This window comes from Cytobacillus sp. NJ13, assembly GCA_030348385.1.
Lineage (GTDB): Bacteria > Bacillota > Bacilli > Bacillales > Cytobacillaceae > Cytobacillus.
In genome coordinates this window covers 2,432,299-2,446,526 of sequence record JAUCFP010000006.1, presented here as the reverse complement: position 1 = coordinate 2,446,526, position 14,228 = coordinate 2,432,299, and the positions used below count along the sequence as shown (strand labels likewise).

At 42.7% G+C, this 14,228-nt stretch carries 15 protein-coding genes; 11 read left to right on the top strand and 4 right to left on the bottom strand.

Going from position 1 to position 14,228, the window contains the following annotated elements:
- Positions 1-114: 114 nt before the first annotated feature.
- The 9 genes from pdaA to QUF73_11940 all read left to right on the top strand — a co-directional run bounded on the left by pdaA (position 115) and on the right by QUF73_11940 (position 10,012).
- On the top strand, positions 115-906 hold the full coding sequence (pdaA, locus tag QUF73_11980; GenBank protein MDM5226925.1) for a delta-lactam-biosynthetic de-N-acetylase: 792 nt from the start codon (positions 115-117) through the stop codon (positions 904-906).
- A gap of 233 nt (positions 907-1,139) precedes the next feature.
- The gene (locus QUF73_11975) at positions 1,140-2,021 is read left to right on the top strand and encodes a DNA-3-methyladenine glycosylase (GenBank protein ID MDM5226924.1); all 882 of its coding nucleotides are present in this window, start codon (positions 1,140-1,142) and stop codon (positions 2,019-2,021) included.
- Positions 2,022-2,040: 19 nt separating this feature from the next.
- A complete protein-coding gene (gene rlmD / locus QUF73_11970; protein MDM5226923.1) occupies positions 2,041-3,420 on the top strand; it encodes a 23S rRNA (uracil(1939)-C(5))-methyltransferase RlmD in 1,380 nt (459 codons plus the stop codon).
- Positions 3,421-3,751: 331 nt separating this feature from the next.
- On the top strand, positions 3,752-4,420 hold the full coding sequence (locus QUF73_11965; GenBank protein ID MDM5226922.1) for a Type 1 glutamine amidotransferase-like domain-containing protein: 669 nt from the start codon (positions 3,752-3,754) through the stop codon (positions 4,418-4,420).
- A 759-nt stretch (positions 4,421-5,179) separates the two neighbouring features.
- Entirely contained in the window at positions 5,180-5,866 is a 687-nt protein-coding gene (locus tag QUF73_11960; protein MDM5226921.1) for a conserved phage C-terminal domain-containing protein, read from the top strand.
- Between the two features lie 374 nt (positions 5,867-6,240).
- Positions 6,241-7,221: a tRNA-dihydrouridine synthase gene (locus QUF73_11955; protein MDM5226920.1), complete on the top strand. Its 981-nt coding sequence runs from the start codon at positions 6,241-6,243 to the stop codon at positions 7,219-7,221.
- A gap of 190 nt (positions 7,222-7,411) precedes the next feature.
- The gene (locus tag QUF73_11950; protein ID MDM5226919.1) at positions 7,412-7,567 is read left to right on the top strand and encodes a DUF1540 domain-containing protein; all 156 of its coding nucleotides are present in this window, start codon (positions 7,412-7,414) and stop codon (positions 7,565-7,567) included.
- Between the two features lie 157 nt (positions 7,568-7,724).
- On the top strand, positions 7,725-9,191 hold the full coding sequence (locus QUF73_11945) for a YdiU family protein (GenBank protein ID MDM5226918.1): 1,467 nt from the start codon (positions 7,725-7,727) through the stop codon (positions 9,189-9,191).
- A gap of 68 nt (positions 9,192-9,259) precedes the next feature.
- Positions 9,260-10,012 carry an AAA family ATPase gene (locus QUF73_11940; protein MDM5226917.1) on the top strand — a complete coding sequence of 251 codons (753 nt, stop codon included), beginning with the start codon at positions 9,260-9,262 and terminating at the stop codon, positions 10,010-10,012.
- Between the two features lie 41 nt (positions 10,013-10,053).
- Here QUF73_11940 and QUF73_11935 read toward each other — a convergent pair whose 3' ends face one another.
- From QUF73_11935 to QUF73_11920, 4 genes are all read right to left on the bottom strand, one after another.
- Positions 10,054-10,470 carry a VOC family protein gene (locus QUF73_11935; protein MDM5226916.1) on the bottom strand — a complete coding sequence of 139 codons (417 nt, stop codon included), beginning with the start codon at positions 10,468-10,470 and terminating at the stop codon, positions 10,054-10,056.
- A gap of 94 nt (positions 10,471-10,564) precedes the next feature.
- Positions 10,565-10,867, bottom strand: coding sequence for a DUF5634 family protein (locus QUF73_11930; GenBank protein MDM5226915.1), 303 nt, complete (start codon positions 10,865-10,867; stop codon positions 10,565-10,567).
- Positions 10,868-10,953: 86 nt separating this feature from the next.
- Positions 10,954-11,394, bottom strand: coding sequence for a MarR family transcriptional regulator (locus tag QUF73_11925; protein ID MDM5226914.1), 441 nt, complete (start codon positions 11,392-11,394; stop codon positions 10,954-10,956).
- A 25-nt stretch (positions 11,395-11,419) separates the two neighbouring features.
- Positions 11,420-11,896: a glutathione peroxidase gene (locus QUF73_11920; GenBank protein MDM5226913.1), complete on the bottom strand. Its 477-nt coding sequence runs from the start codon at positions 11,894-11,896 to the stop codon at positions 11,420-11,422.
- A 147-nt stretch (positions 11,897-12,043) separates the two neighbouring features.
- On the opposite strand from QUF73_11920, the gene QUF73_11915 reads away from it, so the two are divergent.
- Entirely contained in the window at positions 12,044-13,057 is a 1,014-nt protein-coding gene (locus QUF73_11915) for a DUF1835 domain-containing protein (protein MDM5226912.1), read from the top strand.
- 81 nt (positions 13,058-13,138) lie between these two features.
- Positions 13,139-14,203, top strand: coding sequence for a C45 family autoproteolytic acyltransferase/hydrolase (locus tag QUF73_11910; protein MDM5226911.1), 1,065 nt, complete (start codon positions 13,139-13,141; stop codon positions 14,201-14,203).
- Positions 14,204-14,228: the final 25 nt, after the last annotated feature.

The following is a 14,228-nucleotide window of genomic DNA, read 5'->3' as shown; positions in this document are numbered from 1 at the left end:
CGAGAGAGAGGCTGTAAGCAGCCTCTCTTTTTTTGTGCATTTATTGCCAATAAGCCCTGCGAATGATTTTATTTCATTCACAAACACTAAGAAAAAATCATTGGAGGAGCTCAGATGAAAAAAATAAGTATCTTCCTGAGTGTTTTTATCCTGTTTTTCTCCGGAACAGCTTATGCGAATTATGGCAACTCGCCGGTTCACTGGGGATTCAAAAAAGCAAAAAATGAGGTGCCGGCCGAAGCAGGAAAGCCGCTCGACTCTCTGCTTGAAAGACATGGTTCTTATTACAAAGGCGATACAAGCAAAAAGGACATTTATTTAACCTTTGATAATGGATACGAAAACGGCTATACAGGACAAATTTTGGATGTTCTGAAGAAAGAAAATGTCCCTGCTGCCTTTTTTGTAACAGGACATTATTTAAAAAGCGCACCCGATCTTGTAAAGAGGATGGCCGCTGAAGGGCATATCATAGGCAATCACTCCTGGCACCACCCTGATATGACAAGAGTGAGCGATGAGAAATTTATTAAAGAGCTTGAGATGGTTCGTGCAGAAAACGAAAAGCTTACAGGTGTTAAGCAGATGGCTTATTTGCGGCCGCCTCGAGGCATTTTCAGTGAGCGTACTTTGGCTTTGGCTAAAAAGGAAGGCTACACTCACGTTTTTTGGTCACTGGCCTTTGTCGACTGGAACACAGACCGGCAGAAGGGCTGGCAGTATTCTTACGACAATATTATGCGCCAGATCCATCCAGGCTGTATCCTGCTTTTGCACACTGTTTCAAAGGACAATGCCGATGCTCTCGAGAAAGCCATTCAGGATCTAAAAAAACGCGGGTACACCTTTAAGAGCCTTGATGACTTGACATGGGAGCAGGCTATTGGGGAGCGGATGCTGTACTGATTTGTGTTTGGCTGATAAAAAATTCGGATGGGCACACCCAAGTACTCTTGGCCGGTAAATTATGTTCTTTGGCCGGTATTTTCTCAAAAATGGCCGGTAAATACCCAATTTTGGCCGGTAATACAGCAGAAATTCAATAATTGCATGAGATAGACCCGACTTTTCAGGGTCTATTTTTGCATAGTCGAACAATTTTAGTAAAATAACAGCAAAAAATGCTATAATCGGGGAAAATGATAAAGGACGGATTCTTCTTGGAAAAGATACAAGTAGAAGGACCTTATAATTTTGATCTGGTACTGGACAGGCTATCAAATGACCCTCTAAACCAGGTGGATATAGAGAACAGGTCTGTGAAAGTGCCGATGATGCTCGGTCAACATCCAGTTGTGGGCGATGTAAAAGCAACCGGAACGACTGATAAGCCGGAATTTTTAATTTCCGGAACGGATGGTCCCCTTAAAGAAATAGCAGCAGAGCGCTTATCGGAAATTTTTCAATGGAATTTGCCTCTTGAGAGGATTCACAAGCATTTTCAAAACACTGAATTACAGCCAATTTTCGATGCTCATTATGGAACTCCAATTGTTCTTGATTTTGATCCATATAGCTGTATATTAAAATGCATTATTCACCAGCAGCTTAATCTTGCTTTCGCACACACATTAACAGAACGGTTTGTAAAAGCATTTGGATTCGAAAAGGATGGTGTGTGGTTTTATCCGCTTCCGGAAAAAGTTGCAGAACTGAAAGTGGATGAATTAAGAGAGCTGCAGTTCAGCGGACGAAAAGCGGAATATGTCATTGGCATTGCAAAAGAAACGGCCGCGGGAAAATTAAACTTTGACGAGCTTAAACACCTTTCAGATGAAGAGATTTATGATAAACTAATCAAATTGCGTGGTGTCGGGCCCTGGACTGTTCAGAACTTCTTAATGTTCGGGCTTGGCCGGCCAAATCTTTTTCCAGCAGCAGACATTGGCATCCAGAATGCCTTAAAAAAACTATTTAAATTAGAAGCGAAACCGACTCTGAAGGAAATGGAGACATTCTCGAAGAGCTGGGATCCCTATTTGAGCTATGCTTCTCTTTATTTGTGGAGGAGCATCGAGTAATTTGGAGTGATGAAGCACCATGAAACAAGAACAAACAGCTAAATTAAAACTAAAGCAAACTTTCCCGCTGACAATCAAAAGGCTTGGCATCAATGGCGAAGGTGTCGGATATTTTAAAAGGCAGGTCGTATTTGTTCCGGGAGCACTGCCTGGCGAGGAAATTGTGGCAGAAGCAACAAAGGTAAATCCAAAGTTTTCTGAGGCCAAAATAAAGAAAATCCGTAAAAAATCGGAATTCCGTGTTCAGCCGCCATGCCCGGTATATCATGAGTGCGGCGGCTGTCAGCTGCAGCATCTCCGCTATGATCAGCAGCTGAAGGAGAAACGGGATATTATCATTCAAGCTTTAGAGCGCCATACAAAGCTGAATCCTGAGAAGCTGGATATCAAAGAAACCATTGGAATGGAAGAACCGTGGAGCTACAGAAATAAAAGCCAGTTCCAGGTTGGCCAAAAAGACGGGAAGGTGCTTGCCGGATTATATGGCATGAATTCGCACCGCCTGATTAATATTGAGCACTGTGCGGTACAGCATCCGAAAACAACAAGGGCGACTGAAACAGTGAAACGGATTCTTCAGGACTTGAGAATCCCAATCTATAATGAAAGAAGCCGAAAAGGCATCGTAAGAACAATCGTTGCCAGGGTAGGTATTCAGACAGGAGAACTTCAGGTTGTACTGATTACAACTCAAAAAGAGCTTCCAAAGAAAGAGGTCATTATAGAAAAAATCAAGACAGAGCTGCCTGAAGTAAAATCAATCATTCAAAATGTGAATGGTGAAAAAACCTCCCTTATTTTTGGACAGGAAACCATGAATCTGGACGGAAGCGACTTTATCCAGGAAACACTCGGAGATTTGCAGTTTGAATTATCGGCCCGGACATTTTTCCAGCTGAACCCTGAACAGACCGTCAAACTTTATAATGAAGTCAAGAGAGCAGCGGCTTTAACCGGCAAAGAAAAAGTAGCTGACGCATACTGCGGCGTCGGAACGATCGGACTATGGGTAGCAGATCAGGCAGCGGAAATCCGCGGGATGGATATCATAAGAGAATCCATTGAGGACGCAAAGAAAAATGCTGCCCGCCATGGAATTAAACATGCCCAATACGTTGTCGGAAAGGCAGAAGAATGGCTGCCGAAATGGACTAAAGAAGGCTGGAAGCCGGACGTCATCATCGTCGATCCGCCAAGAACAGGACTGGATCAGCAGCTGTTGAAGACGATTTTAAAAGTCCAGCCGAAGAAAGTAATTTATGTATCATGCAACCCGTCCACATTGGCAAAGGATATTTCAGTCCTGGGTTCAAAATATAAAGTAAATGGCATACAGCCGGTGGATATGTTTCCGCAGACGGCACACGTGGAAGCAGTCGCGTTGATAGAGCTAAAATAGCTTGGTATTAGTGGATTTAGCAGGTTTTAGTTGAATATTTAATTGTGTTTTATATTCCCTCGGACTAAAAAGTTTGGGGGATTTTTATTTAGGGGTCTAACTCATACGCAGAACTTGCCACTTGATGACTGTAACTTTGGAACAAATGATAGTTTATTAAAGAAATTGAATTTAATGAATTAGTAAATAATATTTAAAATCTACATAAAGAACCAGTTGAATCTATCGGAAAATTGTTATACTTAAAAGGGTCTAACTTTCGGAATATTAAGTAAAATAACACATGATAAGTGTAATCTGTCAATACCATACAACGACAAGGAGTGGAGTTATGAAACTTCTGCTTACATCTGCTGGCATCAATAACAAAAGCATACATGACGCGTTGGTTGACATGCTGGACAAGCCAATCGCCGACTCCAACGCCCTGTGTATCCCCACCGCGATGTACGGACACCCCTGGGTTGGCCCCGGGGTAAAAGCTTGGGAGTTCATCAGCGGGAAAGAAGATAATCCTATGGTCGACCTGGGCTGGAAATCCGTCGGCATACTGGAGCTCACGGCGCTGCCAAGTATTAGTGAAGACCGCTGGGTGCCGCTGGTACGGGAAACGGACGTCCTGCTGGTGGGGGGAGGCGACGCCCTCTACTTGGGTTACTGGATGAAGCAGTCCGGATTGGCGGACCTCTTGCCTTCGCTCAGCGCAGTCTATGTGGGAATGAGCGCCGGTAGCATGGTGATGGCACCAAGGATTGGGGACTTCTTCGTTAGCTGGACTCCGCCGAGCGGTGGGGATGAAACGTTGAGTATGGTCGATTTTGCAATGTTCCCGCATCTGGATCACGAGATGCTGCCGTATAATACAATGGCTGCTGCAGAGAGATGGGCCGCCGGAATGCAGAGGCTGGCGTATGCAATTGATGACCAAACCGCCATTAAAGTGATTGACGGAGAGGTCGAAGTTGTCACTGAAGGGAAATGGAAACTTTTCACACCATGATCTTGCTATGCTGCTATCTTCTTGGCTGCACCCGCAAATGCACCGAGTACTGTAGTTAAATGTTGAGGTATTCATCGGGAATCCGTGCAAGTACAATTGCGGTTAATAGAAGACTTCGATTTTGTTTATGCTTGCTGGATTTGTCCGGTGACAACCTGGCATTGATTTACACGGAGGTCATGTTCTTAAAATATTTGAAAACTTACCAGTACCCCATATGTTGCCACATACACTCCACACATGTGGAATCAGTTACACTGCTTCAACTCAAATAATACAGTTGTGTTGGATCAGCTGTTAATTGCAAATAAGTAAACAATGATATGCCTATAACAAGACAGAAAATATTTTATGGGCTTGTTTCAGACTCCATTCTGAAACAGGCCTGAATGAGGAGGGGTATGCTGTTAACCGCTCTTTTTTTGTTGGGTGTTATGCTGGGACGATGAACCTGTCCCTTTGACCCACCTTTAATGAGGTCAGGCTGCCCCATTTAAAGCATTCCAGCCTGAGCAAACCAATACCATAGATTACTACAAAGAATACATACAAAATGATATTTATAGTCTCTCTTTTTCGGTCAGCTGTTGAATGGTCCCATAGTGTCCTAACCAGACAATATAAAAATGAAAATTCACCCTGTCCTTTTTGTTGTTTGTTTGTATATAGGGGGTGAGGGAGCTGAAACAATGGATGGTGTCATTGATTATCATAATGAGGTTCGGGGACCATTTTTAAAGATATTCTGGAGGGATTGGAATGAGCAAGTTTTTGGTGGGGGAGCGGCCCATTATTGTGATACCGTCGCTCGCGGTGAAGCTGGGAATGAAGGAGGCGATCGTGCTTCAGCATGTCCATTATTGGCTTACAGTCAGCAGGAATGAGAAGGATGGCCGAAAATGGGTCTACAACACTTATGAAGAATGGAAGAAACAGTTGCCGTTCTGGTCGCTGAGTACAATTAAGCGAACTATTGCCATTCTCGAGGGAAAGGGCTATCTCCTATCGAATAATTTCAATGCGCTCAATTGGGATCAGACAAAATGGTATTCGATTGACTACGAAAAGATGAGGGAGATTGAGGGAGAATTAAAGGGGCCAATCCAAATAAAGGGCAAGGAATATTCGAAGTGGCAGGACAAGGGCATGGAAACGGAAGTTCCGTACGCTGCCATCATCCAATATCTCAATGAGAAAACGGATTCGGGCTATCGGGAGAGCTCCAGGAAATCGAGGAGTCTGATCAGGGCTTGGTGGGAACAAGGCTTCACCCTGGTGGATTTTCAAAAGGTTATTGATTTGAAGGCTGCTGAGTGGAAGCGAGACCCGCGATATTCCCGCTACCAAAGACCTGAAACACTATTTGGCTCAAAATTTGAAGCGTATTTAAATCAAAAGCCACAAGCAAAACAGCTGCAGGAAGAAGATTTCGAACTTGATGACTAAAATGGAGAAGCTTTCCCTGTTGCTGATCCAAAATCAATAGTGAACCATTCGAAACAAAAAGGGAATAATAAATGCAAAGCATAGCTCAAGCCAATGGGCGGGGAGCTGGAGGGAGAGAGGCGGATAGGTGCTTAAAAATCCTTTTCCGCCGAAGATTCCGGTTAAGAAGATGTGAACCCCGCGTATCATTCAGGAATGTGTGGGAACTAAGTGTCACATTACCAGTCAATGTATGAAATTTTAAACTTCTGCAGGCAGTTTGATAAAAAGTGCCTAAGCATGGTATAAGTGTAAAGGAGCAGAGACACGCTGCTTTTTAATTTTGGGATATGGGTTAGTATGGTATCCCTTAATGAGAGGATTGGAATAAAAAGATGAAAGAAAATTTTTGGCGTGAGTTACCACGGCCTTTTTTTATACTGGCACCAATGGAAGAGGTGACGGATGTTGTTTTTCGCCATGTGGTGAGTAAAGCAGCCAGACCTGATGTGTTTTTTACTGAGTTTACAAACTCAGATAGTTATTGTCACCCTGAGGGGATCAATAGTGTGCGTGGGCGTTTAACTTTTACAGAGGATGAACAGCCAATTGTAGCCCATATATGGGGGGATAAGCCTGAATACTTCCGGCAAATGAGTATTGGTATGGCAGAACTGGGCTTTAAGGGATTGGATATCAATATGGGCTGTCCTGTACCCAATGTGGCACAGCACGGAAAGGGAAGCGGCCTGATCCGCCGCCCGGAAGTTGCAGCTGAATTGATTCAGGCAGCCAAAGCAGGAGGTTTGCCGGTAAGTGTAAAGACAAGGCTTGGCTTCACGGAAGTAGACGAATGGAAGGTCTGGCTGAAACACATTTTGGAGCAGGACATTGCTAATCTTTCCATTCATCTGCGTACACGGGACGAAATGAGCAAAGTGCCTGCTCATTGGGAGCTGATCCCGGAGATTAAGAAACTTCGCGATCAGGTGGCACCGAATACCCTTTTGACGATCAATGGAGATATTCCTGACCGTCAGACGGGCTTGGAGCTGGCCCAGAAATACGGTATTGATGGAGTTATGATTGGGCGCGGCATATTCCATAATCCATTTGCCTTTGAAAAGGAGAAGAAAGATCATAGCAGTGAGGAATTGCTTGACCTCTTAAGATTGCATATGGACCTCCATGATCAATATTCGCATTTAGAGCTGCGGCCGTTCACGGCTCTTCATCGTTTTTTCAAGATCTATGTCAAAGGATTTCCAGGGGCAAGTGCACTAAGAAATCAATTGATGAACACAAGGTCTACAGATGAAGTGCGTGAATTGCTTGATGCCTTTGCGTCAATGAACCTCGATGGAAACAATAACTGAATTCTAAAGGGAGGATGGGAAAGCGGCCCATCCTCTTTTTTTACCTAACTTCTCCGGAAATGAAGAAAAATTAAGAAGACTGATTTTCTCCAGCCAAAGCCATTTTACCCATGAATGGAAGTAAATCCCATATGGTTAATCCACTTGGAAAAGGGGTATTGATCAGTAAACCAAAAGGAGGTGGCCAAGAATGGAAGTAGAAGTTTTATGTAATGTTGAGAACTGCAAGTATTGGGCTGAAGGTGATAAATGTGTAGCCGACTCTATTTATGTGATTGGCCAGAATGGCCGGGAAGCTGATGATGTTGAAGAAACAGCCTGTAAAACATTTGAGCATAGTGAATAAGAACGAGAAGGCCTGACTGCTGGAGAATTTAAAGATCCCGGCTGTCAGGTTTTTTTTACATACAAAAAGAGAAGATTATTAAACCCGCTAGGTTTCTCTGAAAAGGGTATAATAAATGAAAATGACAATAAATCCATGCAGACAGGAAGGAGATAGAATGACAACTAATAATGAAACCGGATGGAATTTTGATAATAGCTATGCACGGCTGCCACAGACATTTTTTTCAAAAGTAAAGCCAAACCCTGTACAATCCCATGAGCTGGTAATCCTTAACGAGCCACTGGCGAAATCTTTGGGATTAAACATTGATGCATTGACAAGCAAAACAGGCATTGAGGTGCTTGCAGGCAGTAAAGTGCCAGAAGAAGCTGAACCTCTCGCTCAAGCTTATGCAGGGCATCAGTTCGGACACTTTAATATGCTTGGAGATGGCCGGGCGATGATGATTGGCGAGCAGATTACCCCTGAGGATAAACGGGTTGATATTCAGCTGAAGGGCTCCGGCAGAACTCCGTTTTCACGCGGAGGAGATGGCCGTGCAGCTCTTGGCCCTATGCTCCGTGAGTTCATTATCAGTGAAGCCATGCATGCCCTTGGAATTCCCACTACCCGCAGTCTGGCAGTTGTAACAACAGGTGAAGCCATTATCCGGGAAACCGAGCTTCCAGGTGCTATCCTGACAAGAGTGGCTGATAGTCATATACGGGTGGGCACTTTTCAATATGCGGCAAATTGGAGGCCGGTTGAGGAGCTTAAAACCCTGGCAGATTACACGATTCAGCGCCACTATCCTGAAATTAGAGATGATGAAAATCCTTACCTGGCACTCTTGCAGAAAGTGATCCAGCGCCAGGCTGCACTCATTGCCAAATGGCAGTTAACAGGTTTTATCCATGGAGTTATGAACACCGACAACATGGCCATTAGCGGAGAAACCATTGATTATGGTCCGTGTGCCTTTATGGATAAGTATGATTTGGCAACCGTTTTCAGTTCCATAGACAGAGAAGGCCGCTATGCATATGAAAATCAGCCTTATATAGGCGGATGGAATCTGGCCAGATTCGCTGAGACCCTTTTGCCTCTGCTGCATGAAAATGAGGAGGAGGCTGTAAATATAGCCCAGGATGCAATTTCGGAATACAATAAAATTTATCAAAACCATTGGCTTGCAGGGATGAGGGCAAAGCTCGGAATTTTTCATGAAGAAGCAGAAGATGAAGTCCTTTTTACCGGCCTTCTAAAAATGATGCAGAAGTCTGGAGCAGATTATACAAACACCTTCCGTTCATTAACTTTGGGCAAGTTTGAGGAAACTTCAGTATTCGATGATCAGGAATATGCGGACTGGCATGGACAATGGCAGGCAAGGCTGAACAGGCAGAAGGAATCGAAAGAAGCAGTCAATGAATTAATGAGGAATAGCAACCCATCCGTCATCCCCCGAAATCACAGAGTGGAAGAAGCTCTTGAAGCAGCTGTTAACAATGGGGATTACAGCGTGATGAAAAAGCTTCTTGCAGCACTTCAGGATCCTTATGCCTATACAATAGAGCAGGAAGAATACTGCAAACTGCCAGAGCCATCCGGCATGCCTTATCGAACGTTTTGCGGAACTTAATATGAACGAATGGCTGGCTTCAGCCCTGATGGCAAATAGCTGACTATAAAATATATGAGGTATTTTGTATGGATTTGTTAAGTTCACAATATGTAAGAGGTATTAGCCTTAAAAGAGAAGAAATTCCATCCTTCAACCAGTATCCCTTCAGCCTTCCGAGCTTGAAAACGCTGGATGAGATGACTTTTCACCCGAAAGTAACCTTTCTGATAGGCGAGAATGGGATGGGAAAGTCGACCCTGCTTGAGGCAGTAGCGGTTGCACTGGGATTTAATGCAGAAGGCGGATCTTTCAATTTTAACTTTTCAACCTTCGATTCGCATTCTGTGCTGGGAGATTATCTCAAGGTGATAAAAGGAATAGATAGGCCATCTGATGGCTTTTTCCTAAGGGCAGAGAGTTTCTATAATGTAGCTTCCAATATTGAGGAAATGGACCGGGAAGGTAGCGCACCAAAAGTAATCGACTCCTTTGGGGGCCGTTCTTTACATGAGCAATCTCATGGAGAAGCGTTTTTCTCTACATTTCTTAACCGGTTCCGCGGCAATGGGATCTATATTCTGGATGAGCCTGAGGCGGCACTTTCTCCTTTGCGGCAAATGTCCATGCTGACTAGAATTCATGATTTGGTCAGGGAACAATCACAATTTATTATCGCCACACATTCTCCGATCATTATGGCCTATCCGGATGCAGCGATATATGAATTCAGCGAGGAAGGCATTTCAGAAAAGAAGCTGGAAGAAACAAATCATTACCGCATCATGAAACAATTCTTTGATGATAAGAAAAGAATGCTTCATCATTTGCTGAATGAATAATAAAAATGGAGGCCGCATGCCTCCATTTTTGTCTATGTATGTTATTCACTTTCGTGGCTGAACATCCAGTTTACACCGAATTTGTCTGTTAACTGGCCAAAGCTCTTGCTCCAGAATGTTTCCTGCAGCTCCATGGTTACTGTGCCGCCTTCCTGCAGGTTGTTAAAATACTTTCTCAGTTTATCCAGATCATTAATGACAACTGCGAGATTAATGTTATTTCCTACTGTAAAGGGCATACCGGGAAAAGTATCTGAAAACATTACATTACTGCCGCAAATGTTCAGGCTCGAATGCATGACCAAATTCTTTGCTTCATCCGGAAGAGGATATTCTGGATTAGGTGGTGAATCACCAAAGGTTGATATCTCAGGCATTTCTGTTTCAAAAGCCCTCGCATAGAATTCAATCGCTTCACGGGTATTTCCCTCAAAATTAAGATAGGCATTAACAGCCATACTTTTCACTCCTTTCTAATTCAATTCCATTATAGACAAAATATTCTAAATTTAATATAGTTCAAAAGTCAAAAATCGAAAATCAGAACAATCTTTATAATTCCTGAAGTGCTTGTTCTATATTATTGAAGCCTCTTCGGTCAATGCGATCAGGTTCATCCGATTCAATGGTCCACTCATTTTTTGCAGGAGACAATCCTCCATTATCATCTTTTATGAATGGACTATGCACGTGATAAGTTTTCCCTGCTTTTTTTACCGTGTATCCCATATAACAATGATGGTCCTGGCCTTCTTCCTCGAAAACCCCAATGTCATCTATTCCATATTTATCAATATATAAATGAAATGGTTCCTGCAGTTCTCTGATTACTTGCTCTCTTGGTAAAAACTCCATGAAGATTGCTCCCTTCCAATTATCTATCCTTAATATGGCTTTTTTTGGAGGGATTAAACATGGAACTGTGAAAAGAGTACCCCGAATCAGCGAGGTACTCTGCTCCTTAACTTAAATCTAAGTTTACCGAGAAGCTCCATAAGTTCGTCATATTCTTCCAGCTCAATGCTGCAAGCCTGAATGGCCTCTCCGACTTTCTGGGTGATATCCTGTTTTTTCTTGCGTGCTATTTCCTCAAGAAAAATATACACCTTGCGTTCATCTTCTTTGGAACGCTCTTTTCGAATCCAGCCATTAGAAATCATTCTTGAAACCATAGGAGTGAGTGTTCCGGTGCCAAGATTTAGTCTTTCTCCAAGCTCCTTTGCTGTCACGCCATCCTTTTCCCAAAGTGCCAGAAGAACCAGATACTGCGGATAGGTTAAGCCGAATGGCTGAAGGGCACTTGTATAGAGTTTTGTAAATTCGCCTGCTGTTTCATAAACAGCAAAGCATAGCTGTTTGTCCAGTGTAAAAAAGTCTTTCACATAATCACCTGATTCTAATCTGGCATCACAATAATTTCGTCAAATCTTCCTCGATTTTTCCTGGTTCAGTTGTAGGTGCATAGCGTTCTACAACCTGGCCATTGCGGTCAACGAGGAATTTTGTGAAGTTCCACTTAATGTTTTTAGATAGAATTCCTTTTTTCTGTTCTTTTAGGAAAGCAAATAATGGGTCAGTTTTGTCGCCATTTACATCAATTTTAGCGAAAATGGGGAAGGATACTCCATAATTAAGCTGGCAAAACTCAGTGGTTTCCTCAATATTATCGAACTCCTGGTTATTGAACTGATCACATGGAAACCCAAGAATTTCAAGCCCGCTGTCTTTATGCTTATCGTAAAGCTCCTGCAGTCCTTTGAATTGTGGCGTTAATCCGCATTTGCTTGCTGTATTTACAATAATCAGAGGTTTGCCTTCATATTCTTTCAGAGATTTCAATTCACCATTTGTTTTTTTGACTTCAAAATCATAAACTGTTGTCATTAGGATACCTCCCATTTTTAATCGTGTACGATTTAATCTTAAGCGATCTAAACTCCCTTTGCAAACAAATCGGCTTTTTATGAAACTAACATCAAGGTCATTCGTAGAAAAGGTAGATTTCCAATTCATTTACAAAGGGTGATCATGATGATGGACGAATTACGGGATGCAATTGAGAAACTTCCAGAGAGAGCAGCGAAAACCTTTTTATTCCACACATTGCTACGGGTCCAGACATTGAACAACAGCACTGATTCTCATGAAGAAATACTTGAACAGCTCAATGATATTCAAAAAAAAATACTCTTTTATTCCCAAGAGAGAAAATGGGAGCGGGAATATGAAACATACCACATTGTGTGCGGAGAATCACCGGCAGGCTCTTTAAAGGCAGGGCTTAGTAAAGAAAATAAGGTCATTGGCTATCCTGATTTTTTTAGTAATGGACCTCTCTGGAAGCTGCATGAAGAAGAGGGCAGAAAAAAGCGATTAGAATGGCTGATTGATCATATCAATATGCATGAAGATTACCTGGAAATCAGATATGAAAGAAAAATAGCCAAAGCTCTTGAAGAGATGGATACAATACCAGCGGGAAAACCGATCGTTATCTGGACAGCTGATAACGCTGATGAACAAACTGGATTGCGGTATTTCCTTAACTTATTTAGAAACAAAGAAAATAATGTGCATGTTATTAATACTGCTCAGTCATATAAGGAGCTTTTCCCTGCGAAAAAGCATCACTACATTTTAAGGCACACAGGTGAAGCAGCTCCAGAAAAGCTGAAGATAATATTAGATAAAAACATTGGAAGCCCTTTATCTGCAGAAGAAAGAAATAGTTTTGTATCGGATTGGCAGGCACTCTCCAAGACAAAGGAAGTATTGCGTATATGGAGAGATAATGAAATACATAGTGTACCAGAGAGTTATTTTGATGAGTATATCATCGAGTCAGCAAAAAAGCTCCATAAAAGCAATAAAGGTTTTATAAAATCAGCCAGATTAATTGGCGAAGTGATTGGGCACCTGGATGAGCCTATTGGTGATGGCTTTGCCGAGTATAGAGTAAGATCCTTAATTTATAACGGAATATTTGCCATAAAAGGAATTCCGAAAAGTATGAGGTTTTATAGCATTAAATTAAAAGAGATTTAGAATTCAAAAATCCCTCGGCTGGAATTTCATGCAGGCTTCATTTATTCTTAATAAAAGAAACGAATAGAAGAGGGATTTATCTTGAAAAAGATTTACAGTGATATTATTCAATTCCGCGGAACCCACTTTGATTTTGGCTTCATGCAGGGAGAACTTATAAAGGATTCTCTTTCTGTTATAAATCGGGAGGATCAATGGAAGGTAAGAAAGCCGCGTTTTTCAATAAGTGAAGCAGAAGTGAAAAAAGCGATTACGAGGTTTGCACCAGGAATTTGGGATGAGCTGCTTGGGATACAGGAAGCATTGCAATGGCCGATGGAGAGGGTTTTAAAGGAGTTTGGAGGGTATCGGCTCGATTATGTCCGTTCGGGCTGTTCCATTCTTACAGGGGATGACTACCTGATCCGCAATTATGATTACCACCCGAAAACCTATGAGGGGCGCTATACCTTTTATCAGCCGGCAGATCAGGGCTATGCAATGATTGGTCCCAGCCAGAGGGTGACGGGCAGGATGGATGGCATGAACGAAAAAGGACTTGTGATTGGCTATAACTTCATGAACCGGAAAAAGCCTGCTGATGGCTTTATCTGCTGTATGATCGGCCGCCTTATTTTGGAGGCATGTGCAAACGTGGAAGAAGCGGTTGAAATGCTAAAGGAAATACCGCACCGCCATTCCTTTACATATGTGGTGTATGACACAAGCGGAGAGACTTATGCAGTTGAAACATCTCCGAGAGGTGTACAGGTCCGTCAGACAACTGCCTGTACAAACCATTTTGAAATCTTGAAGGATGAAAATCGCAACCATCTAGCTGACAGCATGCGCAGGCTGGATGTCATGAAAAGCCATCAGGGTGAGCGATTAGATGCATATGATGCTTTCCGCCTCCTGAATGATAGCGATAAAGGTGTTTTTTCAGATCTTTATGGCAGCTGGGCAGGGACGATTCATACATCAGCCTATCTGCCAGGGGAGATGAAGGCCTGGTTTGCACTCGGCGGCGATAGAGATCCTATTATCTTTGACTTCGGGCATTGGCTCGATGGTCAGGATATTGAAATGAATAGAATCACTGGTGAAGTTGATACGGACATTCCTTTTTTGCATATGGATGAACATGCGAATTGGTTCAGGAAATGATGAAACGGAGAGGTGCGTTCTCCGT

Bases quoted from the DNA above. Each gene is read 5' to 3' on its own strand.
- pdaA (MDM5226925.1), top strand. From the start codon at position 115: ATGAAAAAAATAAGTATCTTCCTGAGTGTTTTTATCCTGTTTTTCTCC.
- QUF73_11975 (MDM5226924.1), top strand. From the start codon at position 1,140: ATGATAAAGGACGGATTCTTCTTGGAAAAGATACAAGTAGAAGGACCT.
- rlmD (MDM5226923.1), top strand. From the start codon at position 2,041: ATGAAACAAGAACAAACAGCTAAATTAAAACTAAAGCAAACTTTCCCG.
- QUF73_11965 (MDM5226922.1), top strand. From the start codon at position 3,752: ATGAAACTTCTGCTTACATCTGCTGGCATCAATAACAAAAGCATACAT.
- QUF73_11960 (MDM5226921.1), top strand. From the start codon at position 5,180: ATGAGCAAGTTTTTGGTGGGGGAGCGGCCCATTATTGTGATACCGTCG.
- QUF73_11955 (MDM5226920.1), top strand. From the start codon at position 6,241: ATGAAAGAAAATTTTTGGCGTGAGTTACCACGGCCTTTTTTTATACTG.
- QUF73_11950 (MDM5226919.1), top strand. From the start codon at position 7,412: ATGGAAGTAGAAGTTTTATGTAATGTTGAGAACTGCAAGTATTGGGCT.
- QUF73_11945 (MDM5226918.1), top strand. From the start codon at position 7,725: ATGACAACTAATAATGAAACCGGATGGAATTTTGATAATAGCTATGCA.
- QUF73_11940 (MDM5226917.1), top strand. From the start codon at position 9,260: ATGGATTTGTTAAGTTCACAATATGTAAGAGGTATTAGCCTTAAAAGA.
- QUF73_11935 (MDM5226916.1), bottom strand. From the start codon at position 10,470: ATGGCTGTTAATGCCTATCTTAATTTTGAGGGAAATACCCGTGAAGCG.
- QUF73_11930 (MDM5226915.1), bottom strand. From the start codon at position 10,867: ATGGAGTTTTTACCAAGAGAGCAAGTAATCAGAGAACTGCAGGAACCA.
- QUF73_11920 (MDM5226913.1), bottom strand. From the start codon at position 11,896: ATGACAACAGTTTATGATTTTGAAGTCAAAAAAACAAATGGTGAATTG.
- QUF73_11915 (MDM5226912.1), top strand. From the start codon at position 12,044: ATGATGGACGAATTACGGGATGCAATTGAGAAACTTCCAGAGAGAGCA.